This window comes from Phyllobacterium myrsinacearum, assembly GCF_002980555.1.
GTDB classification, from domain to species: domain Bacteria; phylum Pseudomonadota; class Alphaproteobacteria; order Rhizobiales; family Rhizobiaceae; genus Phyllobacterium; species Phyllobacterium myrsinacearum.
In genome coordinates, this window is the sequence record NZ_PVBT01000003.1 from 646,529 (window position 1) to 671,379 (window position 24,851).

Below are 24,851 nucleotides of genomic sequence, written 5' to 3' on the forward strand. Positions count from 1 at the left end.
AGAAAACATGACGACGCTTGTAAAGCCGGCGCAGCGCCCGGCTAACCCGAATTTTTCATCAGGTCCCTGTGCAAAACGTCCCGGATGGTCGCTTCAAGCGCTTTCCGACGCACCGCTTGGCCGCTCGCATCGCGCCAAGGTCGGCAAGACGAAGCTCAAACAGGCAATCGATCTGACCCGCGACATCCTGCAAGTTCCCGCCGATTACCGCATCGGCATTGTTCCGGCGTCCGATACCGGCGCTGTCGAGATGGCCCTGTGGTCGCTGCTCGGCGAGCGCGGTGTTGATATGGTTGCCTGGGAAAGCTTTGGCGCGGGCTGGATCACCGACGTGGTCAAGCAGCTGAAGCTTGGCGATGCCAGGACCATCGAGGCCGGTTACGGCGAACTGCCCGACCTTGCCAAGGTCGATTTTGACCGCGACGTCGTCTTCACCTGGAACGGCACAACCTCGGGCGTGCGCGTGCCCAATGGCGATTTCATTCCGGCTGGACGCAAGGGTCTGACCATCTGCGACGCCACCTCGGCGGCGTTTGCCCAGCGTCTCGACTTCGACAAGCTCGATGTCGTCACCTTCTCCTGGCAGAAAGTGCTTGGCGGCGAGGGTGCCCATGGCATGCTGATCCTCAGCCCGCGTGCCGTTGAGCGGCTGGAAAGCTACAAGCCCGCCTGGCCGCTGCCGAAGATTTTCCGCCTGACCTCCGGCGGCAAGCTGATCGAAGGCATCTTTGCCGGTGAAACCATCAACACCCCGTCGATGCTCTGCGTCGAGGATTATCTCGATGCGTTGAACTGGGCAAAGTCGCTCGGCGGCCTGGATGGACTTGCCGGCCGCGCCGACCGCAACTTTGCCGCACTGGATGCGTTCGTCGAGCGCACGCCGTGGATTGCCAACCTGGCAAAGGTTCCGGCCACCCGGTCCAACACATCCGTGTGTCTGACCATCGTTGATCCCGAGATCACGGCGCTCGACAAGGACGCTCAGGCCAGTTTTGCCAAGAACCTTGTTGCGGTTCTGGAGAAGGAAGGCGTCGCCTATGACATCGGCGCCTATCGCGATGCGCCGTCGGGCCTGCGCATCTGGGCCGGAGCAACGGTTGAAACCGCCGATCTCGAAGCGCTGACGCTGTGGCTCGACTGGGCGTTCCAGTCGCAAAAGGCCGCGCTGAAACAGGCTGCCTGATTTTTCCGGCTTGATGTGACCGCATCCGCTGCGGTCACCCCCATTCAAAAATTCACCGATTCAACGATGGAGGCCATGATGGCACCGCGCGTACTCGTATCCGATAAACTCTCCCCCACCGCCGTTCAGATCTTCAAGGATCGCGGCGTGGAGGTCGACTACCTGCCTGATCTCGGCAAGGACAAGGACAAACTGCTCGAAGTGATCGCCCAGTATGATGGTCTTGCCATCCGCTCGGCCACCAAGGTCACGGAAAAGCTGATTGCCGCAGCGACCAATCTGAAGGTCATCGGCCGCGCCGGCATCGGCGTCGACAATGTCGATATCCCTGCTGCGTCCCGCCGGGGTATCATCGTGATGAACACGCCGTTCGGCAATTCGATCACCACGGCCGAACATGCCATCGGGCTGATGTTCGCGGTTGCCCGCGAACTGCCGGAAGCCGATGCTTCGACCCGCGCCGGCAAGTGGGAAAAGAACCGCTTCATGGGTGTGGAAATCACCGGCAAGACGCTGGGCGTGATCGGCTGCGGCAATATCGGTTCGATTGTCGCCACGCGTGGCGTCGGCCTCAAGATGCATGTCATCGCCTTCGATCCGTTCCTGTCGGAAGGCCGGGCCGAGGAGCTTGGTGTCGAGAAGGTCGAGCTTGACGAGCTGCTGGCACGGGCCGATTTCATCAGCCTGCACACGCCAATGACCGACAAGACCCGCGGCATCATCAATGCGGAAACCATCGCCAAGATGAAGGACGGCGTGCGCATCATCAATTGCGCCCGCGGCGGCCTGATCGTCGAGAAGGATCTCGTTGCCGCCCTGAAAGCGGGCAAGGTTGCCGGTGCCGGCATCGACGTGTTCGAGGTGGAACCTGCGACGGAGAACGAACTTTTCCACCTGCCGAACGTCGTCTGCACGCCGCATCTTGGCGCGTCGACAAGCGAAGCGCAGGAAAATGTTGCGCTGCAGGTTGCCGAGCAGATGGCGGACTACCTGATCAAGGGGGCGGTTTCCAACGCGATCAACATGCCGTCGATCACGGCGGAGGAAGCGCCGCGCCTGAAGCCGTTCGTCAAGCTGGCGGAAGTGCTGGGCGCCTTCGTCGGCCAGGTCACCGATGAACCGATCCAGGAAGTGGAAGTGTTGTTTGACGGCTCCACCGCCGGGATGAACACCCGGGCGCTGGTCAGCGCGGCCCTCGCCGGGCTGATCCGCCCGCAGGTGGCGGATGTGAACATGGTATCGGCACCGGTCATGGTGAAGGAGCGGGGCATTATTCTCTCCGAAGTGCGGCGCGACAAGTCGGGCGTGTTCGACGGTTATATCAAGCTGACGGTCAAATCCGCGTCCTTGACCCGCTCGATTGCCGGCACCTGTTTTTCCGACGGCAAGCCGCGCTTCATCCAGATCAAGGGCATCAATCTCGACGCCGAAGTGGGCCAGCACATGCTGTACACGACCAATAACGACACACCAGGCATGATCGGCATGCTCGGCACGATCTGCGGCAAGAACGGCGTCAACATCGCCAACTTCTCGCTGGGCCGTGACAATCCCGGCGGCAACGCCATTGCCATGCTCTATCTCGATGAGCGGATTCCGGATCATGTTCTGGAAGAACTGCGGGTGAACAAGGCGATTGTTTCAGCCAAACCGCTGGAATTTGACATCGGCTGATTGTAGGGATGGCGTATGTCGACATCCCCTACGCACACATTGAACTGGCGCCGGATGGAAGCGGGGGACCTCGCTTCCGTCATCGCCATGGCCGCTGTCATCCACACGGACTTTTTCGAGGATGATGCGATCTATCTGGAACGCATGCGCCTTTACGGCAAAGGTTGCTTTGTCCTGGAAGGGCAGGACGGCAGCATGTTCGGCTATGCGATCACGCATCCGTGGCAGCTTTTTGCCACACCGGCCTTGAACAGCCTGCTCGAGCGCCTGCCGGATCATCCGACGACCTATTATCTGCACGATATCGCGCTGATGCCCGCATCGCGCGGCAGCGGCGCGGCGCCGCGCATTGTGTCGATCCTTGCCGATCAGGCCCGGGCCGAGGGGCTCGAAACCATGTCGCTGGTTTCGGTCAACAATTCCGCCGGCTTCTGGCAGAAACAGGGCTTTGCGGTGGAGCACCGGCCCGAACTCGACACAAAACTCAAATCCTATTCGGACGATGCCTGTTTCATGCTGCGCAGGCTTGCCTGATCAGGCGGCCGCGTGCTTGCGCCCGCTGATTTCAGCAATGCCGATGCCGCCGAGAACCAGCACCAGCGCGACGGCATGGTAGAGGTGAAATGCCTCGCCCAGCAACATCACGGCCAGCAAGGTGCCGAAGATGGGCACGGCATTGATGAACAGACCGGCGCGATTGGCGCCGATATATTCGACCCCTTTGATGAACAGCACCTGCGCGGCAAGCGACGGCAACAGTGCGGTGTAAAGCACGACCATCACGCCGGTGACATCGGGCGCAACCAGCGCGCCGTCCAGCCATTCCCAGATCGTGAACGGGATGGCGGTGACAAAGGCAAAGAAGGTCATGACCGTCATCAGGCTTTGCCAGTGAATGGCCGGGCGGAGCCGCAATGCCACGGTATAGCCGCTGTAGAACAGCACGGCGAGCAGCATCAGTGCATCGCCCTGATTGACCTCGAGTTCCGCCAGCTTGAGAAAGCTGCCATGTCCGGCGGTCAAGGCCACGCCGACGAGCGACAGGCTGAAGCCGAAGATCTGGCCGGGGCGCACGGCCATGCCGAACAGCAGCAGGTTGGCAACGAAGATCACCATGGGCATGCCTGCCTGTTCGATGGTGACGTTGATGGCCGAGGTATAGTTCAAGGCGCTGTAGAGGGCCATGTTGAAGAAGGTGAAGCCGAACCCGCCCAGGGCGGCGAGCAGCGGCAGATGGGCGCGCAGCACTTTCCAGTCCCGCCTGACCTGGCTGCCGCTGAATACGGCGACGACCGCGAAGGCGATAAGCCAGCGCAGCATGGTCAAAAGCATTGGCGAGATATGGCCGACCGCGAGCTTGCCTGCCACGGCATTGCCGCCCCACAGGAGTGCGGTCACGAGCAGAAAGATGTATGCGGTGCGATTCACGGCGGGCTGCTTATACTTTGGCGGGGGAAGTGTTGCGGTGTCGCCAGAACAATAGGTTTATTCGTTTAATAATGGCAAATTGGCCACGCTTCAGCCGAAAGAATTGTCGCGCTTTTATGAACCAGCCTGTATAGAAGCACCGCATTTAGCAAAAAATGCATGACGAGGTTATGACTCGAGGAGTTTTGAATGGCAAATGTTGTGGTGATCGGCTCCCAGTGGGGTGACGAGGGCAAGGGCAAGATTGTCGATTGGCTTTCCGAACGGGCCGATATCATTGTCCGCTTCCAGGGCGGGCACAATGCCGGCCATACGCTGGTTGTCGATGGTGTCACCTACAAGCTGTCGCTGTTGCCATCGGGCGTGGTGCGCAAGGGTAAGCTCTCGATCATCGGCAACGGTGTTGTCTTCGATCCGCATGCATTCATTGCCGAGAAGAAAAAGCTTGAGGCGCAGGGCGTTGTCATCACGCCTGAAACACTGAAGATCGCCGAGAACACGACGCTGATCCTGTCGATCCATGGTGAGCTTGACCGCCGCCGCGAGGCTTCCAATTCCGGCACCAAGATCGGCACGACCGGCCGTGGCATCGGCCCGGCCTATGAGGACAAGGTCGGCCGCCGTGCCATTCACGTGCTTGATCTCGCCGATCCCGACACGCTTCCGGCGAAGATCGAGCGGCTGCTTGCGCATCACAATCCGCTGCGCCGCGGTCTTGGCATCGAGGAAGTCGATGGCGCGAAGCTGTTGGCCGAGCTGCTTGAGGCTGCGCCGCACATTATCCCGTTCATGGACCGCGTCTGGTATGTTCTCGACCAGAAGAAGCGGGCCGGCGAGCGCATCCTGTTCGAAGGCGCGCAGGGCACCCTGCTCGACATCGACCATGGCACCTATCCGTTCGTGACCTCGTCGAACACCGTGGCCGGTCAGGCATCCGCCGGTTCCGGTATCGGACCTGGCTCGCTGCATTACGTCCTCGGCATCACCAAGGCCTATACAACCCGCGTTGGGGAAGGCCCGTTCCCGACCGAACAGCAGAACGAAATCGGCGAGTTTCTTGGCCAGCGCGGCCATGAATTTGGTGTTGTTACCGGGCGCAAGCGCCGGTGCGGCTGGTTCGATGCGGTATTGGTGCGCCAGGCCGTTGCCAATAACGGCATCAGCGGTATCGCGCTGACCAAGCTCGACGTGCTCGACGGCCTCGACGAGATCAAGGTCTGCACCAGCTATGAACTCGATGGCGAGATCATCGATTACCTTCCGGCCAGCCAGGGCGCGCAGGCGCGCGTCAAGCCGATCTACGTGACGCTGGAAGGTTGGAAAGAGACAACGGCCGGTGCGCGCAGCTGGAGTGAACTGCCTGCGCAGGCGGTAAAATATGCCCGCTACCTGGAAGAGCTGATCGGTGCGCCGATTGCGCTGCTTTCGACCAGCCCGGAACGGGACGACACAATACTTGTTACCGACCCGTTTCATGATTAGAGTCGCAAACAGGTTTCGATGTTAATCTCACAACAAAACCATAGGTTTGGGTGAATGGCTGATTTCGTTGCAGTATTGAGAAAGACAATTGACGGGCTCGCGGATCCAACGCCGGAGCTTCGCCAACGTGTGTATGCAAAGGCTCGCGCAACGATTGAGCAAAAGCTTGCGACGCTGAATGCGCCGGAAGCCGTGGCCGTTCGCCAGAAGCAGGCGCTGGAAGATGCAATCAGCGAGGTCGAATCGGATTTCGCGCCTGCGCTCGAAGACCTGATGCATGTGCCGGACCCGGTTCCGGTGGCTCCACCCGTTGCGCCGCCGCCCCCGGTCGTCCCGGCACCGGTCGTGGCAAAGCCGGAGCCTGCTCCGGTGATGCCGCCAAAGCCGGCACCCGTGGCACCGCCCCCGGTTGTCCCCGCGCCATCCTTTACCAAGCCCATCGCCCAGTCCGATGCGCTTGAGGATTTCCTGACGACCCACACGCCGAGCGGTGCCAAGCCGATCGAGCCGCGGGAGGAGGGGTTCCGCAATGAACGGACGGACGAACGCCCGCTGGCCGGATCTTCTTCCGGTGCCGCCGGCAATCTGAAGTCCGGCCGCGGACCGGAAGAGGAGTTTGACGACGAACCGGAATTCAAACCGGAGGATCGCGGCTCCAGCGATTACGGCGTTTACTCGCGCGGGCCGCTGAAGCAGCCGAAGCAGAAGCGTTCGCTGGTTCCCCTTCTCGGGCTTCTCGGCCTGCTCATCCTCATTGGCGGCGGTGCCTATGCGGGCTGGACCTACAAGGACCAGATTGCCGCGCGTGCCGCGTCGGTCAAAACCTACCTTGCCAGCCTGACAGGCGGCGGCGACAAAGCCCCGGCGAAACCGGCCGAGACTGCCGCCAACCCGCCGGCAACGCCACCGGCGAAGACGGAGCAGCCCGCGCAACCTGCCGCGCCCACGGCGCAGCCTGCGACGCCGACGGCACCGGCCGGAGAAGCAAAGCCCGAACCGAAATTGACGCAGCGGCTCCTGCCGGACGGACAGGAAATCAATCCGGGTCCGGCCAACGACACGCCGTCGCTGGGCGAGGGAACGTCGGTTGCCGCATCGACACCGGATCAGCAGCCGGCGACACAACCGCCAGCGCAGGGACAGCAAACGCCTCCCGCGGGGCAAACAACACCGCCGCCAGCGGCGCTGCCGATCGGCCAGAAGGCGTTTTTCTATGAGGAGCGCTCCGGCCAGGATGCCGGTACGGCCGATGCGGGTGGTGTCGTCTGGTCCGTCGTGCAGGAATCGCCCGGCAACGACCTGCCGCCTGAACCGGCAATCCGCGCCGAGGTGACGATTCCTGACCGCGGCATCAAGCTGCGCATGGTTATCCGCCGCAACGGTGACAAGACGCTGCCAGCCAGCCACTTGGTCGAAATGATCTTCACGGTTCCCGACAAGTTTCCGGGCGGATCGATCGATGCGGTGTCGCGCATGACGCTGAAGGATACCGAACAGGCACCCGGCAGCCCGCTCGTCGGCATCCCGGCGAAGATCGCCGACAACTTCTTCATCATCGCGATGAACGATGCCAAAACTGCGGTCGATACGAACATGTCGCTGCTGCGCCGCCAGTCGTGGATCGATGTGCCGATTGCCTACAAGACCGGACGCCGCGCGCTGCTGACCCTGGAAAAAGGCCTGCCGGGGGAAAAGGTCTTTGACGAAGTGCTGAAGGCCTGGGCCGCAAAAGCGGGCGGCTGATCTGCCCGCACGCTCATATGAATGAAAAAGGCTCCGTGAAAACGGAGCCTTTTGTTTATCGCAACTGCTTTTCCATGGGTTGCCCGCCCGCTTGCGGCGCGCGCACGTAGTAGACATCCCATTCGTCCTCGCCCGTCTGCATGAAGCCGTGGCGTGCATAAAAGCGCCCGGCATCGCTTTGCTGGAGCACGCTCAGGCGGATCGGCAATGCGGCGGCATCGGCTTCGGCGAGCAACTGCCGCAGCACGGCGCTGCCCAGGCCTTTTCCCTGCTGTTCGGGCGCGATGTAGAAATGCTCAAGCCGCAGATCTCCGTCTGCCGGTCCCATCGCCACGCATCCGGCCAGTTCGCCCTGGGGCTGCATGATGAGCCTTGTGTAATGCGGGCGGTATGAGTTGCGAAAGCGGTCATAGGCGCGCCATTCGTCAAACCGGCCGATGCGCTCCAGGCTTTCGCGCATGCAGCGGAGGCGCAATTGCAGAAGCCGGTCGAAATCTTCTACGGTGGCGGGTTCAAAGGTGAACATGGAAAGCTGCCTGTGGTGACTCGTTTGCCTACAGGCTGGTTTTACCGGAAATCTTTGTCAATATTGTCATAGCCGGCATGAACGTTTGGAGGAGACCGGGATGATTGGTTACACGATGATAGGAACGAATGACCTGATCAAGTCGCTGCGTTTCTATGATCCGCTCATGGCGGCAATGGACCTCGATCAATGCTGGCGCGACGGCCAGTCGGTCTCCTGGGGCAAACGCGCGGATGAGACCACCCCCCGGTTCTTTGTCGGCTATCCTTTCGACGGCAAGGCTGCAACGGCCGGCAATGGCGGTATGACGGCCTTCCTGTTTGACAATGCCGCGATTGTCGACAGGCTCCATGCGTTGGCGATGCAGAATGGCGGAAGCGATGAGGGTGCGCCGGGGCCAAGGCCGCATTACGGCGCGGGGTTTTACGGTGCCTATGTGCGCGATCCCGACGGCAACAAGCTGGCTTTCGTCTGTTATGCCGCCGGATGAGACGGACGCCGCAGCGGCTGAAAATGCAAAAGGCCCCGGATGACCGGGGCCTTTTGTCTCGTCTGCAATGCGCTGGTCAGCGCGCGTCGGAACCGGTGGAAACCAGCGCCTTCTGCTGCTTGATGGCCGCGGCCTTCACGGCATCCTGCACCTTCTCAAAGGCACGCACTTCGATCTGGCGCACCCGTTCACGGCTGATGCCGAACTCCGTCGACAGATCCTCGAGCGTTACCGGGTCATCGGCCAGGCGGCGGGCCTGGAAAATACGCCGTTCACGGTCATTGAGCGATGACATCGCGCCGGAGAGCATTTCGCGCCGGTTCTCCAGCTCGTCCTGCTCGATCAGCATGTCTTCGGCACTGTCGTGATCATCGACCAGCCAGTCCTGCCAGTCACCGCCAGCTTCGCCGTCGGCCGAGCGGATCGGGGCGTTGAGCGATGCATCGCCGGACAGCCGGCGGTTCATCGATACGACCTCGTCCTCGGATACGCTGAGGCGGGTGGCGATTTCCTTGACCTGTTCCGGGTTGAGGTCGCCGTCATCCAGCGCCTGAATCTTGCTCTTCACCTTGCGCAGGTTGAAGAACAGGCGCTTCTGGTTGGCTGTCGTGCCCATCTTGACCAGGCTCCACGAGCGCAGGACATATTCCTGGATCGAGGCCTTGATCCACCACATGGCATAGGTTGCCAAGCGGAAGCCGCGCTCCGGCTCAAAACGCTTGACCGCCTGCATCAGGCCGACATTGCCTTCGGAAATGACTTCGCCGATCGGCAGGCCGTAGCCGCGATAGCCCATGGCAATCTTGGCGACGAGACGCAGATGGCTGGTCACGAGTCTATGGGCCGCTTTCGGATCGGCATGCTCCAGATACCGCTTGGCGAGCATGTACTCTTCCTGCGGTTCGAGCATGGGAAAACGGCGAATCTCTTCGAGATAACGGGTCAGTCCCCCGTCACCGGCAACAATACTTGGAAGATTTTGGGCCACTGAGCACCCCTCCTCATTGTGAGATGAACCCCCATTATCGGCGGGTTCGCAGCAACCGGCCGCCCGCATTGCGCGGCACGACCGGACCAGTGCTATCCATATATAGGTAGCATTTTGTCAAAAACACGATGCATTAAGAACCGAAACAATTTGTCACATAAACGTGAACAAAACAGTCAGGATTTCCGCCTGCGTTCTATAACGTACGGTATGAAATAAAGTTCCGCAAGTGTTTTCGATTTTTTCTGCGGCGATCCCTAAAGCGGAGTTGTCCGGAATGCGGTCAGCAATACCGCCATATCCTCCGGCACATCCGCTTCAAAGCGCATGATCTCGCCGGTGGACGGGTGTTCGAATGCCAGCACCTGCGCATGCAGCGCCTGCCGTGAAAAGCCCTTGACCACGCTCTGCAGCGGTTCTGCCAGCTTGTTGGCCTTGGTCTTGTAAGCGCTGCCATATTCCACGTCGCCCACCAGGGGGTGGCCGATATGGGCCATGTGCACGCGGATCTGATGGGTCCGTCCGGTTTCAAGACGGCATTCGATCAGCGAGGCGACGGCCGTCGAATCCTCTTTGGCGCCAAAGCGTTCCTGCACGTCGAAATGCGTCACCGCATGGCGGGCATCGTCGCGCTCCTCATGCACGACCGCCTGCTTGGTGCGGTCGCGGTGCGAGCGGCCGAGCGGCGCGTCGATGGTGCCGGTCTTGCGGTCAGGCGTGCCCCAGACAAGCGCGAGATAGGCGCGTTCCAGATCGCCGGTGCGGCCGTGATCGGCAAACTGGGCGCTGAGATGGCGATGGGCAAGGTCGTTCTTGGCCACGACCATGACGCCGCTGGTTTCCTTGTCGAGACGGTGCACGATGCCCGGACGTTTGACGCCGCCAACGCCGGACAGCGTATCGCCGCAATGGTGGATCAGCGCATTGACCAGCGTGCCGGTCCAGTTGCCGTTGCCGGGATGCACCACGAGACCGGCGGGCTTGTTGATGACGATCAGGTCGGCATCCTCGTAGAGAATGTCGAGCGCGATATCTTCGCCGGCGGGCGTCGCATCTTCCGGTTCGGGGATTTCCACGGTGATGCTGATGCCTTCGCGCAGCTTGTGTTTGGTCTCGCGCACGACCTTGCCGTCGACGCTGACCTGTCCGTCGCCGATGAGCGCCTGGATGCGGTTGCGGGACAGATCCGGTGCCAGTTGCGCCGAGAGCCATGCGTCAAGCCGCTTGCCCGTTGCCTCACTATCGGTAATTAGCTCTTTCAAAGACCGCGTCCCTTCGTTACAGAGGCTTGGTTTCGAAACCTCGGAGAATGCCATACATGGCCAATATCAATGCTGAAGCGGAAACGGAAGAGCAGCCGCTCGATCCGGCAATGGAACGGGTGCGCCGCAAGATGATCCGGCTCCTGGCTGTTTCCATCGGCATCATGGTGATTGGTCTTATGGCGGTGCTTGCGGCCATTGTCTACAAGATTAACCAGCCGGTGGGCGGCGCGGCCAAGCCGGCGGCGGCCCGTTCCGAGGCGCCAGCCCAGCCGATCGGCGATACGCTGGCGGGTGAAGCCATCACGCTTGATCCCGGCACGCGCGTCCTGTCCCACAATCTGTCGGGATCGATGCTGTCGCTGGAAACGCGGCTGGCAAACGGCACGCGGCAGATTCTCGTCTATGACGTGGCGACAAAACGCGTCGTGGCGCGCATTTCGGAAGCGGCCAATTAAGTCTTGCAGATCGCTACAATGACCATTCTCTTGCAAATGGTCATTGCACTTTTCGATTTGCTTGATTATACCCGCGCAATCGACTGCGCGCCCATCGTCTAGCGGTCAGGACGGCGCCCTCTCACGGCGCAAACAGGGGTTCGATTCCCCTTGGGCGTACCAATCCTCCAAATCCGAAGAAGAATGTCTGGCCGGTCTGCACCGGCCATTGATGGTATCAGGCACGCTTTTTCCTGGGCGCGGCCGCGCGCGGCTTGGTTTCGAGGCCGCTCTTGTAAAGATTGTTGCGGTCGAGATTCTTCACGTCGCGCTCGCCGCACAGCGCCATGGTGACGTCAAGCTCGTTGCGGATGATCTCCAGAGCTTGCGTGACGCCCTGCTTGCCGCCCGCACCCAGCCCGTAGAGGAAAGCGCGGCCGATGAAGGTGCCCCTGGCGCCGATGGCAAGTGCCTTCAACACATCCTGACCCGAACGGATGCCGCCATCGAACAGAACTTCGATCTTGTCGCCGACCGCATCGACGATATCGGCAAGCGCCGAGATGGAGGAGGGGGCGCCGTCCAGCTGGCGGCCGCCGTGATTCGACACGATGATGGCGTCGGCACCGGTCGAGACGGCCATGCGCGCATCCTCGACATCGAGAATGCCCTTGAGGATGAGCTTGCCGCCCCAGCGTTCCTTGATCCAGGCGACGTCGTTCCAGGACAGGCGCGGATCGAACTGCTCATCCGTCCATGTGCCGAGCGAAGAGAGGTCGCCGACACCCTTGGCATGGCCGACGATGTTGCGGAATGTGCGGCGCTCGGTCTTGAGCATGCCGAGGCACCATTGCGGGCGGGTGGCCATCTGCCAGATATGCTTGGCGGTGAATTTCGGCGGGGCGGACAGCCCGTTGCGCACATCCTTGTGGCGCTGGCCGAGAATCTGCAGATCGAGCGTCAGCACCAGAGCCGAACACTTGGCCGCCTTGGCGCGGTCGATCAGGTTGTAGATGAATTCCCGGTCGCGCATGACGTAGAGCTGGAACCAGAATGGCTTCTTCGTCACCGAGGCGACGTCCTCGATGGAGCAGATGCTCATGGTCGACAGGGTGAAGGGCACGCCGAATTCCTCGGCGGCCTGCGCCGCCAGCATTTCGCCGTCCGCATGCTGCATGCCGGTCAGGCCGGTCGGGGCAAGGGCAACCGGCATGGAGACCGCCTGGCCCGCCATGGTGCTTGCCAGCGTCCGGTCGCTCATGTCGACGGCAACACGCTGGCGCAGCTGGATCTTGCGGAAATCCTCCTCGTTGGCGCGGTAGGTGCTTTCCGTCCAGGCGCCGGAATCCGCATAATCGAAAAACATCTTCGGCACGCGGCGCTGGGCAATTCGCTTCAAATCGGCAATTTCAACGGTCTTGGGCATGGTTCCGTCCGGAGGTTTCTGTTTTTGGTTTTTGACAATAGCAAGGTTGACACGACAAGCACGAGAATTGTCTGACGTTGCCAGAAAAGTCATATACGATGAATTTCTTTACAGGTAAATTCTTATTGGGGTTTGGCATAAGCCCGGCGATCTGGCTATGATCGTGTTCCTGCCTCGATGTTTTCCGAAGGATATCCATTCATGACAAAACAACCGGTTCTCGTGCTCGGTCCCCTCATGCCCTATCTGCTGGCGGAGCTAGAGAAAAGATATGCGGTGGAGAAACTCTATGCGGAAAAGGATGCGCTGAAATTCCTGCAGGAGAATGCCGGGCGTTTTCGCGCTGCGGTGACCAGCACATTCACCGGGATCACCGCCGATATGATCGACCTTTTGCCGCAGGTGGAAATCATTTCGTCCTTTGGTGTCGGAACCGATTCGCTGGATGTCGCCTATGCCAATTCAAGGGGAATCAGGGTCGCCAATACGCCCGATGTGCTGAATGAAGACACCGCCAACATGGCGCTGCTGCTGCTCTTGGCCGCAACCCGCGATCTGGTGAAGAACGACCGTTTCGTGCGGGAAGGGCGCTGGGCCAGGGGCGAAAGCGCACCGCTGGCCTCGGGCATCGAAGGCAAGCGGGTCGGCCTTGTCGGGCTCGGGCGTATCGGCAGCGTCATCGCCCAGAAGCTTCTGGCATTCGGCTGCGACGTCGCCTACCACACCCGCAGCAGGAAGCCCGACGCGCCCTACACCTATTACGACAATCTCGTTGATCTCGCCCGCGACAGTGCGGCGCTCATTGCCATCCTGCCGGGCGGCGAGGCAACACGGGGTGTCATTTCCCGCGAAGTCCTGCAGGCGCTCGGACCGGATGGAACCTTCGTCAATGTGGCGCGCGGCACGGTGGTCGACGAGGCGGCGCTGGTGGAACTCCTGCAATCGGGCGAACTTGGCCGCGCCGGGCTTGATGTGTTCGCCGATGAGCCAAACGTGCCGGAAGCCCTGTTCAAGCTCGACAATGTCGTGCTGCAGCCGCATATGGGCAGCGCCACGCTGGAGACGCGCCGCGCCATGGCGGATCGCGTCGTCACCAATCTGGAAGATTATTTCGCGGAAAAGCCCTGAACTGGAAACGGGCTTGTCAGGTTCTGACCGGCAAGCCCATTCCTGGCGATTTATCCGAACACCACGGTCTTGTGGCCATTGAGCATGACGCGGGATTCGAGGTGCTTCTTGACGGCGCGGGCGAGCACCCGGCTCTCGATGTCGCGGCCGGTGGCAACGAAATCCTCCGCGCTCATGGCATGGCTGACCCGCTCGGTCTCCTGCTCGATGATCGGGCCCTCGTCGAGATCGGGCGTGACATAATGCGCCGTCGCCCCGATCAGCTTCACCCCGCGCTCGAATGCCTGGTGATAGGGCTTTGCCCCCTTGAAGCTCGGCAGGAAGGAGTGGTGGATGTTGATCACCTTGCCGAACAGCCGCTTGGACAGGGTGTCTGACAGCACCTGCATGTAGCGGGCGAGGATGACCAGATCGGCGCCGGTGTCCTTGACGATCTTCAGCAGCGCCTCCTCCTGCGCCGTCTTGTTGTCCTTGGACACGGGCAGCACATGGTAGGGGATGCCCTCATGCTCGGCAAAGCGGCGGCTGTCCTCGTGGTTGGAGACGATGGCGGCGACCTCGGCATCGAGCCAGCCGACCTTGATCTGGTAGATCAGGTGCAGGAGCGCATGGTCGAACTTCGACACCATGATGACGATCTTCGGCTTCTTGGCCTGGTCGATGAGCGTGGTCTTCATGCCGAAGCGCTCGATGGCGGGCTTCAAGGCCCGCTCGACATCGTCCTTGGCGGTTTCTTCCGAGGCGGCAAAGGCAATGCGCATGAAGAAGCGGTTGGTCTGGCGGTCCCAGAACTGGTTGCTCTCGGCGATATTGGCATCCAGCCCCGCAAGCTCCGTCGTCACCGATGCCACGATCCCCGGCTTGTCTTCGCACGACAGGGTGAGGACATAGTTCTTGTTTGGCATGGGAAACTCCAGTGATACGGGCGACAATGGACGGGGATCATAGTGACGGCGGCTGAAGCGCGTCGACACAAATGCGAAGCGCTCAGTCCTTTTTCCGGCATTCATCCATACGGTCAAATGATCTTTCTTCACCGGGCGATGAGAAATCGCTCAACCGGCGGGCTTGGTTCCGTACCAGCGTGGGGTATAGACCCATTTGCCGCCGTCTATCCGGTCAAAACTTTGGGTAAGCGACGATCCCACGAGAATGACCGTGCGCATGTCCACCTGCTCGGGCGAAAGCTCCGCCAGGGTGATGACGCGCAGGGTTTCCGCCGGACGGCCGATGTCGCGGCCAAGCACGATGGGCGTTTGCGGCGTCCGGTGCTGGCGCAGGATTTCGATGGCCCGCGGCAATTGCCAGGGGCGCGGTTTGGAGATCGGATTGTAAAAGGCCATGGCGAAATCCGCTTCGGCCGCCAGCGCGATACGTTTTTCGATGATGTCCCATGGTTTCAGATTGTCGGACAGCGACAGGATGCAGAAATCATGGCCGAGTGGTGCGCCGCTGCGGCTGGCGGCGGCCATCGCGGCGGAGACACCGGGAACGATCTGCAGATCGACGCCATGCCATGCGGGATTATCGGATTCGTGCAGGGCTTCGACCACGGCGGCAGCCATGGCGAACACGCCGGGATCACCCGACGAAATCATCACGACCGAGCGGCCTGACGCGGCAAGATCGAAGGCGTGGCGGGCCCGCTGCATTTCTTCGCGATTGTCGGTCATGTGAATGATTTGGTCGGGGCGGAAAGACCCGGCCATGCGCACATAGGTTTCATAGCCGAGAACGTCCTCGGCCCGCTGCAGTTCGTGTTTCACCGCTGGAATCATGAAGTCGGGGTCACCCGGTCCAAGGCCGATGACCGCAAGGCGGCCGCGGGGATGCCCGGCCAATGTCACGTCATCCGGTGTGGCCGCGATGGCGATGGCAAGTTTTTCGCCGCCGCTTTGGCTGAGCGGCTTTTTGATGAAAGCCGAAACGATATCCCGCGCGCTGCGTCCGTTTGCCGGAAGCAGCCGCAGCGGCAGGCCAAGCTCAGCCGCGAGATGATGCAGCGATGCGTTTGCACTGTGTTCTTCACTGGCGGCGAGGCAGACGATGGAAGCAAGCGCGATGTTTTCCGCTGCCAGCGCGGCCCGCACCTCTTCAGCGCCGATATCACCCGCAATGCCGGCAACCGCTACCTTGGGGTGGAAGACCAGTTCGTTTTTCTGCGGGGCAATGTCCGACGGCGTGATGCGGATATGCATCGTGCCGTTGTCGTCGACCGGCAGGCGTGCCTCCTCCAGCCAGGGCGCCGGACCGTCGATCTGCACCGTCTCGCCGGCCAGAAGATCGGCAATGAAACGCTTGCCGTCCTCGGGGTTTTTCAAATGGAATTCCGCTGGCGGATTGAGCAGGCAGGTGCCGAAGCGCAATTCGCCCGATGTGGTGATTGCAGGTGATACGCCGAGAATTGCGGCGAGCTGCCGTGCCAGCACGTTGACGCCGGTGGTTCCGCCAAGAAGCGGCACCACGGCGCTGCCGTCGTCGGCAATGGCCAGCACCGGCGGTTCGCCGCCCTTGTTCTCCAGAAGTGGTGCCAGCGCGCGGATGGTAATGCCGGCGGAGCACAAGGCGGCAATGGCGTTGCCGCTGCGGTAATGCGCGCGCAGCGTTTCGCCGAAATTGCTGTAGGTCTGGTCGGCACCCTGCACGCGGCCTTCCAGTCCATGAATGACCGCTTCGGGATGGCCAGCTTTTATGCGCAGAGCCGTCTCCATGCCCTGCGCGCTCAAAACCATCAGGACAAGCGGGGTTGTCATTCGCCGCCACCCTGCCATTTCTCGCCGGGCACGAGAATGAGCGAGAAATAGGGTGAGGACTCCGGATCGACATCGCGCAGGGGGACGATGCGCTGCGCATCCATGGTGGCGCGCTCGACGTAGAGGGCACGGTCCATCAGCCCGAGTTCGGCGATGATATCGCGCACCTTTGCCAGATTCTTGCCGAGTTTCATGATGGCGGCCGCTTCCGTCGCGGCGAGGCGGGTTTTCAGCTCATGGGCCGGAAGCACGCCGGAGAGCACCGTCAATGTCTGGTTGCGGTAGACGAGCGGCGCGCCGAGCACGGCCGCGCCACCCAGAATGGAGCAGACGCCAGGCACGACTTCCGTCTCATACTGTCCGGCCAGCCGGTCATGGATATACATGAAGGAGCCGTAGAAGAACGGGTCGCCCTCGGCAATGACGGCGACGTCCTTGCCCGCATCCAGATGCGTTTTGAGACGTTCGGTGATCTCGCCATAGAAATCGCTGACAATGGCTTCATAGTTCATGTGCGCCGGCAGCTTTTCCGTGGTGACCGGATAGATCAGCGGCACCAGCAATTGGCTGTCGTTGAGATAGGTCTCGACGATGGTCAGCGCATTACCCTTCTTGCCCTTGGCCGCGTGATAGGCAACGACGGGCGCCGCCTGCAGCAGCCGCAGGGCCTTGAGTGTGATGAGTTCGGGATCGCCGGGACCAACGCCCAGTCCGAAAAGCCGTCCAGGCTGCGGCATTATTCTTTCTCCGAAGCAAGTGCGTTGATCGCAGCCGCGGCCATGGCGCTGCCGCCCCGCCGTCCGTGCACGACGACGAAGGGAACGCCGCGGCTGTTTTCGGCCAGCGCCGCCTTCGATTCCATCGCCCCGACGAAGCCGACGGGAAAGCCGAGGATCAGCGCCGGTTTCGGTGCGCCCTCGTCGAGCATTTCGAGGAGACGGAACAGGGCGGTCGGCGCGTTGCCGAAGGCCACCACGGCACCGGCGAGATGCGGACGCCACAGTTCGAGCGCCGCCGCCGAACGGGTATTGCCCATGTCGCGGGCGAGAGCGGCGACGGACGGGTCCGAGAGCGTGCAGATGACGTCATTGTTGGCGGGCAGGCGCGCGCGCGTCACCCCTTCGAGCACCATGCGGGCATCGCACAGGATGGGTGCGCCCCTGGCGAGGGCGGCAACACCCGCTGCGCCAGCGCCTTCGGAAAAAGCGAGGTCCCCGATCACATCAACCATGCCGCAGGCATGGGCGACGCGCACGGCCAGCTTTTCCAGATCGGCGGGAATGCGGCTAAGATCGGCCTCGGAGCGGATGATGGCGAAGGAGCGATCATAGATCGCCTGACCGTCGCGGATATAGTCAAGCATGCGGTGGCCCCCCAGAGCCGGAAGTGAGCGGCCTTTGGGTCGATGGCCGGGAATTCAACGGAAGGTTGCCGATCCAGTCGGCAGCTTCCTCGATAGTGACATGTGCAGCCAATAGCTTGCCAAAACGCGACGGTCCATTGGTCGCACGCAGAAATATGTCGTAGTACCCCGGTTCGCGCGCAACCAGCGTGACCGGTTTGGCCGAGGGCGAGGCGCAGGATTTGGCGCAGCCGGTCAAGTGAACCGCCAGTTCGGGAGCCTTGCCGTGGAGCAGCGCGCCGAGCTTCAATCCGTCGGCCTGCGTTGCGCCGAGGGCCGAACCGCATCCTGCCGAGCCGGAACAGCTGATCATGGTTGCAAACGGATCGTCCGGCCGGGCGGCGAAACCGAGTGCTTCAAGTTCGCGCATGGTTTGCGCTGTCACGGGCTCGGCAACCTCAGGCAGCAACAGGCTCTGCCACGGGGTGACCCGCAGCTTTCCCTTGCTGTTCTTTGCCGCCAGAACGGCGACGGCGTCCAGCCTGTCCGGGTCAAGCCGCCCGAGCGGCGGCATGGCGCCGATGAGGCGGCAATTTGCGCCGCGTTCCGCCAGTAGGCCGAGATGTCCATGCGCACGGGGTAACGTTCTGCGCCATGCATTGGCGTTCTCGTCACGCACCGGGACATTCAGGCGTGCTTCCAGACGCGAGGTGAAGGTGTCGCGCCCGATGGCCGCGATCATATGGCGGAGGCGCGACGCCGCCGGATTGGCGGCATTCCAGTCAATGAACACATCGAGAATCGCTGTGATCAGATGCATGGCCCGGGACGCGCCGGCGCTGCCGAGGGCGGGCATATCATCCGCTCGCGTCGGCGGCATGCCGGCAACGCCCAGGGCAAACCGGGGGCTGTCTGCGCCGATGGCGCTGAGCCAGATGTCATGGGGATGCTCCACCATGGCAACGCTTTCGCCGCCGTCGACGAGAATGGAGAATTTCGGCGACAGGCGCTGGTAGGAGGCATTGGTCTGCAGGATTTCGAGCAGTTGCAAGGCGAGCGGCCGCACGTCGAATCGGCCCGGCACGACACCGGCGATCGGGCTGACCATGACGTTGCGCACATCGTCGCCCCGGTCGGTCAAAGGGCCAAGCCCGGCAGCCAGCAGCGCTGCGATCAACGGATTTTCCGTATCGGGCCGCACGCCGCGAATCTGCAGATTGGCGCGGTTGGTGATTTCGATGACGCCGTTGCCGAACTGCCGGGCTGCATCGGCAATGCGGTGCGCCTGTTCGGCGCTGAGGCTGCCGAACGTCAATTTGACGCGGCATATCGCGCCGTCAAGCGCCCTGGCCATGCGGAACAATCCGGGGCAGGCGGACCGCCGGTCTTCAATTCTGCTCGGGACTGCGTCCATGGTGCTTAACTGGCTCATCGGATCAGGGTTTTACAGGATGGGCGCCGGGGAGGAAAGACATATGATCCGCAAGTGCGACGGGCCGCGCCGCGTGAGCTTCGTTGACCCTTCCGGCGCTTTCGGGCATGCATAGCCTCTGCAATCAACGGGACATGACATGACGCCTTGGCTGACGATTATCGGGATTGGTGAGGACGGCTATGGCGGGCTTGGCACCAATGCCCGCGCGGCGCTGCAACAGGCCACGATGGTTTTTGGCGGCAAGCGGCACCTCGACTTCCTGCCGGAAACAGTTGCAGCAAAGCGGATCGCATGGCCGACGCCTTTTTCCGATGTCTATCCCAGCCTGACGGCCTTGCGCGGCACTGATGTGGTGGTGCTCGCCAGCGGCGATCCCATGCATTTCGGCATGGGAGCAACGCTGACGCGGTTCGTGGACCGGAGTGAAATGCGCATTCTGCCCGCGCCATCGTCGTTTTCCCTTGCGGCGGCAGCCATGGGCTGGCCGGTGCAGCATGTCCAATTGCTCAGTGTGCACGGGCGGCCGGTGGAAACGCTGTTCAGATCATTCACATCAGGGGCAAAGCTGCTGATCCTCAGCAATGATGGCGGCACACCGGCGCAGGTGGCGCAGATGCTGGTGGCCAATGGTTTTGGTTCGGCCCGGCTGACGGTGCTCGAACATATGGGCGGGGCGGCGGAGCGCCGTGTCGAGGGGGCGGCCAAGGGCTGGCTTTATCCGCGCGGTGCCGATCTCAACGTTCTCGCGGTGGATTGCGGACAGGCTGAACCGGAAGCGCGGTCCTATTCCATCCTTTCGGGCCTGCCTGACGAGGCCTATGAGAATGACGGCCAGTTGACCAAGCGGGATGTCCGCGCTGTCACCCTGGCGCGGCTCGGGCCGCGTCCGGGAGAGCTGTTGTGGGATGTGGGGGCCGGATGCGGCTCCATCGGCATCGAGTGGATGCGCAGCGATCCTTCCTGCCGGACAATCGCCGTGGAGGCCAATGAGCAGCGGCAAGGCGTCATCGAGCGCAATGCGCGGGCACTGGGTGTTCCGGATCTGCAGCTTGTCCGGGGTGAGGCCCCCGCAGCGCTTTCCGGCCTGGCCGCGCCCGACGCCATTTTCATCGGCGGCGGCGTCACGGATGACGGCGTGATGGACGCCTGCTGGAACGCGCTGAAACCGGGCGGGCGGCTTGTGGCCAATGCCGTGACCCTGCAGAGCGAGGCGGCGCTGATCGGCTGGTGCGGCAGGTTTGGCGGCGAGCTGACGAAACTCTCCGTTGCCCAGGCGCAGCCGCTCGGTTCCTTCGATGCGTGGCGTTCCGCCCTGCCCGTCGTGATCTATTCCGTCCGCAAACCCGTGGATTGACAGCCGGCGCGGCTGCGCGACAGGATTGCGACAGGATTATGCAGTCTAAGGGGAGCGGGTGATTGCTATTGCGCGCGAATTCATATTCAACCGGTCCATCAGTTCCGATCTCTCGGTCGTGACCGCCGTTTTGATTTCCGGCCCCGATAGCAATCTGGGAGACTCTAGCAGGAATTAAATATGGCAACTTACAAGTACTTCACCTGGCCGTTTCTGTTCACGGCGGTTGGACTGGCGCTCGGCGCGTGGATAGGCTTCATCTATTCAGGGACGGTTGAAGGCACATTATCCGTCCTCTTCATCTGTGCGGTGCTGGGCATTCTTGAAATTTCGCTGTCGTTTGACAATGCGATTGTGAACGCCAGAATTCTTCGGGACATGACGCCGGTCTGGCAGCGCCGGTTTCTGACATGGGGCATCATCATTGCGGTGTTCGGCATGCGGATCATTTTCCCGCTGGCGATTGTCGCGATTGCCGCATGGATCGATCCGCTTTCGGCGCTGAAGCTGGCCATTTCAAATCCGGAGCAATATGCGCGGATCATGCAGGATGCCCATGTCGGCATTTCCGCTTTCGGCGGCACATTCCTCCTGATGGTCGGCCTCAAATTCTTCTTCGACCATGAGAAGGACGTGCACTGGATCCGCGTCGTTGAAAGCCGCGCATCCCGCTTCGCCTCGGTGCAGGGCATCGAGGTCGGCGTTGTCCTGGCATTGATCATCTTCTTCTCCAGGCAGCTCGAGGGTGCGGAATCGGTGACGTTCCTGACATCGGCCATCTACGGCCTGCTGACCTTCCTCGTGGTGGAAGGGCTCGGCGCGCTTCTCGATGCCTCGCAGGAACAGATGGACACGGTGCACAAGGGCGGGCTGGGCGCGTTCCTTTATCTGGAAGTGCTCGATGCAAGTTTTTCGTTCGACGGCGTCATCGGCGCATTCGCGCTGTCGACCAATCTGTTTGTCATTGCGATCGGTCTCGGCATCGGCGCGTTCTACGTGCGCGCGCTGACCATCATGATGGTGGAGAAGCAGACGCTCGGCCAGTACCGCTATCTCGAGCACGGGGCATTCTATGCGATCCTCGTCCTTGCGGTGATCATGTACTGCCAGACCCTGGTCCATATTCCCGAAGTGGTCACCGGTCTGATCGGTGCGACACTCATCATCTTCTCGCTCTGGTCGTCGATCCGCTACCGGCGCCGGCATCCGGATGAGGCGGAGCACGCCTGATCCAAGCACAGACCCCGGCTTTTTCTGTAGTCAGTTCTGGCTGAGCCGGTCGAGATGCATGCGGATGTGGGCGGCTTCAGCCGGTGTATTGGCAAGGGCTATCGCGCGGTCGAAGGCAATGCGTGCCTCCCGGCTGCGGCCAAGTTGCATCAGCAGGCCGCCCTTGACGCCGAAAAAGTGAAAATAGCCGGACAGCCTGTCTTCCAGCGGCTCGATCAGCAGCAGCGCCGCCTCGGGGCCATGCACCTTTGCCACGGCGATGGAGCGGTTCAGCGTGATAACCGGTGAAGGGGTCAGCCTTTCAAGCGTGGCGTAGAGCAGATCGATTTCCAGCCAGTCCGTATCCTGCGGGCGCATGGCCCGCGCATGCAGGGCGGCAATGGCCGCCTGTATCTGATAGGCGCCCGGCTGCCGGTGGCGCATGGCCTTGTCGATCAGGGCGAGGCCTTCGGCAATCATCGTGCGGTTCCACAGGCTGCGATCCTGATCGTCGAGGAGAACGACGGCGCCTTCCGCGTCGAATCGGGCCTTGGCGCGGGCGTGCTGCAGCAGCAAAAGGGCGGTCAGGCCCATGATCTCCGGTTCCGCCGGGAAGATGCGCAGGAGCAGCCGCGCCAGCCGGATCGCCTCGTCGCAGAGCGGAAACCGTGCCTCCACTTCGGTGCTGCCGGCGGAGTAACCCTCGTTGAAGATCAGGTAGATCATGGCACTCACGGCCGAAAGCCGTTCGGCCCGCTCGAAGGCATCGGGCGTCTCGAACGGGATTTCACCGGAGGAAATACGGCCCTTGGCACGGGTGATGCGCTGTTCCATTGCGCTTTCACCCACAAGGAACGCCCGGGCGATCTGGCGGACCGAAAGTCCTGAAACGATGCGCAGCGCCAGAGCGATCTGCTGCGTGGCCGGAAGATCGGGGTGGCAGCAGATGAACAGCAGCCGGAGGATGTCATCGCGATAGTCGGCACTGTCGATCTTCTCGGTGATGGCTGTTTCGGCATCCCCAAGGTCGGACAGCAGGTCTTCCGGCGGCAGCGGCTGCTGCTTGGCCTGCCGCCGCACGGTATCGATGGCGCTGTTGCGCCCAACGAAGATCAGCCACGCTGTGGGATCGCGCGGCGGGCCGTTCTTCGGCCAGTGCTTGAGCGCGCGCAGGCAGGCCTCCTGGAAGGCTTCTTCCGCCGTATCGAGATTGCGGAAATAGCGCAGCAGGGCACCCACGGCCTGCGGGCGTGCGGCGGCCAGCGCGCCATCGATCCAGGAGGGGTCCGTCATTGGGAACCCGATCCGGGTCTGAACAAGGCGATCGGACGGATCTCGTAGGAACCCTGTCCGGGGTTGGCCTGCGCCAGATCGCGGGCGAAGGCGAGCGCCTCGTCCAGCGATTCGCAATCAACGACGTAGAAACCGAGAAACTGTTCCTTCGTCTCGGCGAATGGGCCGTCGACGACCAGGGGCTCGCCGCGGGATTTGCGCAGCGTTGTCGCGGCTGTTGTGGGCAGCAGCCGGGCAACGGGTCCCAGCTTGCCTGATTTGGCGAGCTTGTCCTGCACGGCGCCAAGCCGTTCCATCACGAGGTCGTCTTCCTCCTTTGTCCAGGAACCGACAACGTCTTCCATATTGTAGCAAAGCACGGCGTATAGCATCCGGATGCACTCCTTCTTCCTCAAGACGAACCACTATGGCCGATCCCGACAGGAGATCGAGAAAAATTGCAAGCGTGCATCGCGTTGCTTTGCGGGGCGTTACTTCGGCGCCGGTGACCGCAGCTGCTTGACGGTGGCGCGCACCACGTAGCGCGCACGGCCCAGCGTGTTGCTGCGCAACCGCCGCAGTTTCCACCGCATGCCAAGATCGGTTTTGATCTTCTTGGCATTGAAACTCATCTTCATCGCCGAAGCGTCCCGCGCCGTTTTGACGGGATCGGCGTAAAACTCACCGATTTTCGCCTTGGACATGCCGGCACTCTTGAACCAGCGCGGAATATAGGTGTTGCACAGCCGGTCCACGTCGGTGAGGGCCTTTTCGATACCCGTACCGGTGATCGGACAGACAACGCAGAAGGCGTCGCCGATGAGAACGACGCCATCCTGTTTGTGATTGCGCACTTGCACGAGATCGATGGGGCGGGCGATGACCGGGCCGGTAATGGTGAGTTCGCCGAAGGTCTTTTCCAGTCCCGGCATCAAGGCGCGCAGGCCCTGCTCGGGCTGATCGCGGAATGAGCGGGTCCATTCCTCCGATGACTTCCGGTAGACGAAGAAGTTGGCGCGGATTTTATCCCCTATGGGAAAGAGCGTGAGGTAGGACACGCGATCATTGAATTTAGCCCCGTTCCAGACCAGAGATGGAAAGGGAAAGTGCGATGGCGGCTGTACCAGGTCGAAACCGCAGCACAGCGAATGCTGCGGGCTTATGATGTCGCGCTCGATGCCGAGTTTCTTGCGGATCGTATCGCCAAGGCCGGTGGCAACGATCAGGAGCCGCGCGGTGAATTTTCTGCCATCGGACAATGTCACGTCCTGCAGGTTTTCGCTGGTCGCGATGTCATCGACCCGGCCGACAAGGGAGCGCACGCCCGAAGGGATGGCGCGGCGCAAGGTATTGACCAGATCGGAATAATCGCCGCCATATTCGCGCGTTGTGGTCCGCTCGAACCGGCCGAACCTGTAGAGCCATACGCCGTCAAAGGCGGTCACTTCGGCCCGCACGACATCGCCGAGACCGATGCGCTCGAACAGGTCCATCTGGGTTTGCGCGACTTTCTCGGCGCGAAAGTCCGGCGGATGACGGTCATGGCTGCTGATCAGGGTGACGTCGTAGCCTTGACGGAACAGGGCGGTGGCGGCGCTGGCCCCTGCCAGCCCGCCTCCGATGATCACCACGTCGGTCTGGATGGGCTGTGCCTCCGTCCCTTGAATTGCCAATTCCCGTTCAACCATGCATGCTCCGCAGACCTGTAGACCGCTCGAT

The 24,851-nt window shown here is 61.8% G+C and carries 23 protein-coding genes and 1 tRNA gene; 11 read left to right on the forward strand and 13 right to left on the reverse strand.

Features of this window, described 5'->3' with window-relative positions; translation table 11 throughout:
- The first annotated feature begins 7 nt into the window (after positions 1-7).
- The 3 genes from C5750_RS13890 (at position 8) to C5750_RS13900 (ending at position 3,391) form a co-directional block, all read left to right on the forward strand.
- On the forward strand, positions 8-1,183 hold the full coding sequence (locus tag C5750_RS13890) for a phosphoserine transaminase (RefSeq protein WP_105734458.1): 1,176 nt from the start codon (positions 8-10) through the stop codon (positions 1,181-1,183).
- A 78-nt stretch (positions 1,184-1,261) separates the two neighbouring features.
- A complete protein-coding gene (serA, locus tag C5750_RS13895; RefSeq protein WP_105734644.1) occupies positions 1,262-2,857 on the forward strand; it encodes a phosphoglycerate dehydrogenase in 1,596 nt (531 codons plus the stop codon).
- Between the two features lie 15 nt (positions 2,858-2,872).
- Positions 2,873-3,391, forward strand: coding sequence for a GNAT family N-acetyltransferase (locus C5750_RS13900; RefSeq protein WP_105734459.1), 519 nt, complete (start codon positions 2,873-2,875; stop codon positions 3,389-3,391).
- Here the strand turns inward: C5750_RS13900 and C5750_RS13905 are convergent, their stop codons facing one another.
- The gene (locus C5750_RS13905) at positions 3,392-4,285 is read right to left on the reverse strand and encodes a DMT family transporter (RefSeq protein ID WP_105734460.1); all 894 of its coding nucleotides are present in this window, start codon (positions 4,283-4,285) and stop codon (positions 3,392-3,394) included.
- Positions 4,286-4,474: 189 nt separating this feature from the next.
- On the opposite strand from C5750_RS13905, the gene C5750_RS13910 reads away from it, so the two are divergent.
- Both C5750_RS13910 and C5750_RS26980 read left to right on the forward strand, forming a co-directional pair.
- On the forward strand, positions 4,475-5,767 hold the full coding sequence (locus C5750_RS13910) for an adenylosuccinate synthase (protein ID WP_105734461.1): 1,293 nt from the start codon (positions 4,475-4,477) through the stop codon (positions 5,765-5,767).
- 54 nt (positions 5,768-5,821) lie between these two features.
- Positions 5,822-7,510: a hypothetical protein gene (locus tag C5750_RS26980; RefSeq protein ID WP_105734462.1), complete on the forward strand. Its 1,689-nt coding sequence runs from the start codon at positions 5,822-5,824 to the stop codon at positions 7,508-7,510.
- Positions 7,511-7,565: 55 nt separating this feature from the next.
- Here C5750_RS26980 and C5750_RS13920 read toward each other — a convergent pair whose 3' ends face one another.
- The gene (locus C5750_RS13920; protein ID WP_105734463.1) at positions 7,566-8,036 is read right to left on the reverse strand and encodes a GNAT family N-acetyltransferase; all 471 of its coding nucleotides are present in this window, start codon (positions 8,034-8,036) and stop codon (positions 7,566-7,568) included.
- Between the two features lie 100 nt (positions 8,037-8,136).
- On the opposite strand from C5750_RS13920, the gene C5750_RS13925 reads away from it, so the two are divergent.
- A complete protein-coding gene (locus C5750_RS13925) occupies positions 8,137-8,526 on the forward strand; it encodes a VOC family protein (protein ID WP_105734464.1) in 390 nt (129 codons plus the stop codon).
- A gap of 76 nt (positions 8,527-8,602) precedes the next feature.
- On the opposite strand, the gene rpoH is transcribed toward C5750_RS13925, so the two are convergent.
- Positions 8,603-9,514 (reverse strand): RNA polymerase sigma factor RpoH, encoded by a 912-nt coding sequence (gene rpoH, locus C5750_RS13930; RefSeq protein WP_105734465.1) that lies wholly within the window; start codon positions 9,512-9,514, stop codon positions 8,603-8,605.
- A gap of 257 nt (positions 9,515-9,771) precedes the next feature.
- On the reverse strand, positions 9,772-10,830 hold the full coding sequence (locus tag C5750_RS13935) for an RluA family pseudouridine synthase (protein WP_199538059.1): 1,059 nt from the start codon (positions 10,828-10,830) through the stop codon (positions 9,772-9,774).
- Between the two features lie 2 nt (positions 10,831-10,832).
- Between C5750_RS13935 and C5750_RS13940 the strand changes: the two genes are divergently transcribed.
- A complete protein-coding gene (locus C5750_RS13940; protein WP_105734466.1) occupies positions 10,833-11,234 on the forward strand; it encodes a fimbrial protein in 402 nt (133 codons plus the stop codon).
- A gap of 87 nt (positions 11,235-11,321) precedes the next feature.
- A tRNA-Glu gene (locus tag C5750_RS13945) sits at positions 11,322-11,396 on the forward strand.
- Positions 11,397-11,451: 55 nt separating this feature from the next.
- On the opposite strand, the gene C5750_RS13950 is transcribed toward C5750_RS13945, so the two are convergent.
- Positions 11,452-12,639: an alpha-hydroxy acid oxidase gene (locus C5750_RS13950; RefSeq protein WP_105734467.1), complete on the reverse strand. Its 1,188-nt coding sequence runs from the start codon at positions 12,637-12,639 to the stop codon at positions 11,452-11,454.
- 201 nt (positions 12,640-12,840) lie between these two features.
- Here C5750_RS13950 and C5750_RS13955 point away from each other — a divergent pair, with 201 nt between their 5' ends.
- Entirely contained in the window at positions 12,841-13,767 is a 927-nt protein-coding gene (locus tag C5750_RS13955) for a 2-hydroxyacid dehydrogenase (protein ID WP_105734646.1), read from the forward strand.
- 50 nt (positions 13,768-13,817) lie between these two features.
- Here C5750_RS13955 and purU read toward each other — a convergent pair whose 3' ends face one another.
- The 5 genes from purU to cobG form a co-directional block, all read right to left on the reverse strand.
- Positions 13,818-14,672, reverse strand: a complete 855-nt coding sequence (gene purU, locus C5750_RS13960) for a formyltetrahydrofolate deformylase (protein WP_105734647.1) — start codon at positions 14,670-14,672, stop codon at positions 13,818-13,820.
- Positions 14,673-14,822: 150 nt separating this feature from the next.
- The gene (gene cobJ / locus C5750_RS13965) at positions 14,823-16,520 is read right to left on the reverse strand and encodes a precorrin-3B C(17)-methyltransferase (RefSeq protein ID WP_105734468.1); all 1,698 of its coding nucleotides are present in this window, start codon (positions 16,518-16,520) and stop codon (positions 14,823-14,825) included.
- Positions 16,517-17,257: a precorrin-2 C(20)-methyltransferase gene (locus C5750_RS13970; protein ID WP_105734469.1), complete on the reverse strand. Its 741-nt coding sequence runs from the start codon at positions 17,255-17,257 to the stop codon at positions 16,517-16,519. The genes cobJ and C5750_RS13970 overlap by 4 nt, the downstream gene beginning before the upstream one ends.
- Positions 17,257-17,883 (reverse strand): precorrin-8X methylmutase, encoded by a 627-nt coding sequence (locus C5750_RS13975; RefSeq protein WP_105734470.1) that lies wholly within the window; start codon positions 17,881-17,883, stop codon positions 17,257-17,259. The genes C5750_RS13970 and C5750_RS13975 overlap by 1 nt, the downstream gene beginning before the upstream one ends.
- Complete coding sequence (cobG, locus tag C5750_RS13980) at positions 17,876-19,294, reverse strand: precorrin-3B synthase (RefSeq protein WP_105734471.1); 1,419 nt, start codon at positions 19,292-19,294, stop codon at positions 17,876-17,878. The genes C5750_RS13975 and cobG overlap by 8 nt, the downstream gene beginning before the upstream one ends.
- 139 nt (positions 19,295-19,433) lie before the next feature.
- Here cobG and cbiE point away from each other — a divergent pair, with 139 nt between their 5' ends.
- A complete protein-coding gene (cbiE, locus tag C5750_RS13985; RefSeq protein WP_105734472.1) occupies positions 19,434-20,651 on the forward strand; it encodes a precorrin-6y C5,15-methyltransferase (decarboxylating) subunit CbiE in 1,218 nt (405 codons plus the stop codon).
- A gap of 180 nt (positions 20,652-20,831) precedes the next feature.
- Positions 20,832-21,881: a DUF475 domain-containing protein gene (locus C5750_RS13990; RefSeq protein WP_105734473.1), complete on the forward strand. Its 1,050-nt coding sequence runs from the start codon at positions 20,832-20,834 to the stop codon at positions 21,879-21,881.
- Positions 21,882-21,911: 30 nt separating this feature from the next.
- Here C5750_RS13990 and C5750_RS13995 read toward each other — a convergent pair whose 3' ends face one another.
- The 3 genes from C5750_RS13995 to C5750_RS14005 all read right to left on the reverse strand — a co-directional run bounded on the left by C5750_RS13995 (position 21,912) and on the right by C5750_RS14005 (position 24,820).
- Entirely contained in the window at positions 21,912-23,153 is a 1,242-nt protein-coding gene (locus tag C5750_RS13995; RefSeq protein WP_105734474.1) for an RNA polymerase sigma factor, read from the reverse strand.
- On the reverse strand, positions 23,150-23,524 hold the full coding sequence (locus C5750_RS14000) for a YciI family protein (protein ID WP_105734475.1): 375 nt from the start codon (positions 23,522-23,524) through the stop codon (positions 23,150-23,152). Before C5750_RS14000 ends, C5750_RS13995 begins: the two co-directional genes overlap by 4 nt.
- Positions 23,525-23,623: 99 nt before the next feature.
- Positions 23,624-24,820, reverse strand: coding sequence for an FAD-dependent oxidoreductase (locus C5750_RS14005; protein WP_105734476.1), 1,197 nt, complete (start codon positions 24,818-24,820; stop codon positions 23,624-23,626).
- Positions 24,821-24,851: the final 31 nt, after the last annotated feature.

Excerpts from the sequence above, each read along its gene's own strand:
- C5750_RS13910 (WP_105734461.1), top strand. The coding sequence starts at position 4,475 with ATGGCAAATGTTGTGGTGATCGGCTCCCAGTGGGGTGACGAGGGCAAG.
- purU (WP_105734647.1), bottom strand. The coding sequence starts at position 14,672 with ATGCCAAACAAGAACTATGTCCTCACCCTGTCGTGCGAAGACAAGCCG.
- C5750_RS13970 (WP_105734469.1), bottom strand. The coding sequence starts at position 17,257 with ATGCCGCAGCCTGGACGGCTTTTCGGACTGGGCGTTGGTCCCGGCGAT.
- cobJ (WP_105734468.1), bottom strand. The coding sequence starts at position 16,520 with ATGACAACCCCGCTTGTCCTGATGGTTTTGAGCGCGCAGGGCATGGAG.
- cobG (WP_105734471.1), bottom strand. The coding sequence starts at position 19,294 with ATGAGCCAGTTAAGCACCATGGACGCAGTCCCGAGCAGAATTGAAGAC.
- C5750_RS26980 (WP_105734462.1), top strand. The coding sequence starts at position 5,822 with ATGGCTGATTTCGTTGCAGTATTGAGAAAGACAATTGACGGGCTCGCG.
- C5750_RS13925 (WP_105734464.1), top strand. The coding sequence starts at position 8,137 with ATGATTGGTTACACGATGATAGGAACGAATGACCTGATCAAGTCGCTG.
- C5750_RS13920 (WP_105734463.1), bottom strand. The coding sequence starts at position 8,036 with ATGTTCACCTTTGAACCCGCCACCGTAGAAGATTTCGACCGGCTTCTG.
- C5750_RS13975 (WP_105734470.1), bottom strand. The coding sequence starts at position 17,883 with ATGCTTGACTATATCCGCGACGGTCAGGCGATCTATGATCGCTCCTTC.
- serA (WP_105734644.1), top strand. The coding sequence starts at position 1,262 with ATGGCACCGCGCGTACTCGTATCCGATAAACTCTCCCCCACCGCCGTT.
- C5750_RS13990 (WP_105734473.1), top strand. The coding sequence starts at position 20,832 with ATGGCAACTTACAAGTACTTCACCTGGCCGTTTCTGTTCACGGCGGTT.
- C5750_RS13995 (WP_105734474.1), bottom strand. The coding sequence starts at position 23,153 with ATGACGGACCCCTCCTGGATCGATGGCGCGCTGGCCGCCGCACGCCCG.
- C5750_RS14005 (WP_105734476.1), bottom strand. The coding sequence starts at position 24,820 with ATGGTTGAACGGGAATTGGCAATTCAAGGGACGGAGGCACAGCCCATC.
- C5750_RS14000 (WP_105734475.1), bottom strand. The coding sequence starts at position 23,524 with ATGCTATACGCCGTGCTTTGCTACAATATGGAAGACGTTGTCGGTTCC.
- cbiE (WP_105734472.1), top strand. The coding sequence starts at position 19,434 with ATGACGCCTTGGCTGACGATTATCGGGATTGGTGAGGACGGCTATGGC.
- C5750_RS13890 (WP_105734458.1), top strand. The coding sequence starts at position 8 with ATGACGACGCTTGTAAAGCCGGCGCAGCGCCCGGCTAACCCGAATTTT.
- C5750_RS13950 (WP_105734467.1), bottom strand. The coding sequence starts at position 12,639 with ATGCCCAAGACCGTTGAAATTGCCGATTTGAAGCGAATTGCCCAGCGC.
- C5750_RS13935 (WP_199538059.1), bottom strand. The coding sequence starts at position 10,830 with ATGGCATTCTCCGAGGTTTCGAAACCAAGCCTCTGTAACGAAGGGACG.
- C5750_RS13955 (WP_105734646.1), top strand. The coding sequence starts at position 12,841 with ATGACAAAACAACCGGTTCTCGTGCTCGGTCCCCTCATGCCCTATCTG.
- C5750_RS13940 (WP_105734466.1), top strand. The coding sequence starts at position 10,833 with ATGGCCAATATCAATGCTGAAGCGGAAACGGAAGAGCAGCCGCTCGAT.
- C5750_RS13900 (WP_105734459.1), top strand. The coding sequence starts at position 2,873 with ATGTCGACATCCCCTACGCACACATTGAACTGGCGCCGGATGGAAGCG.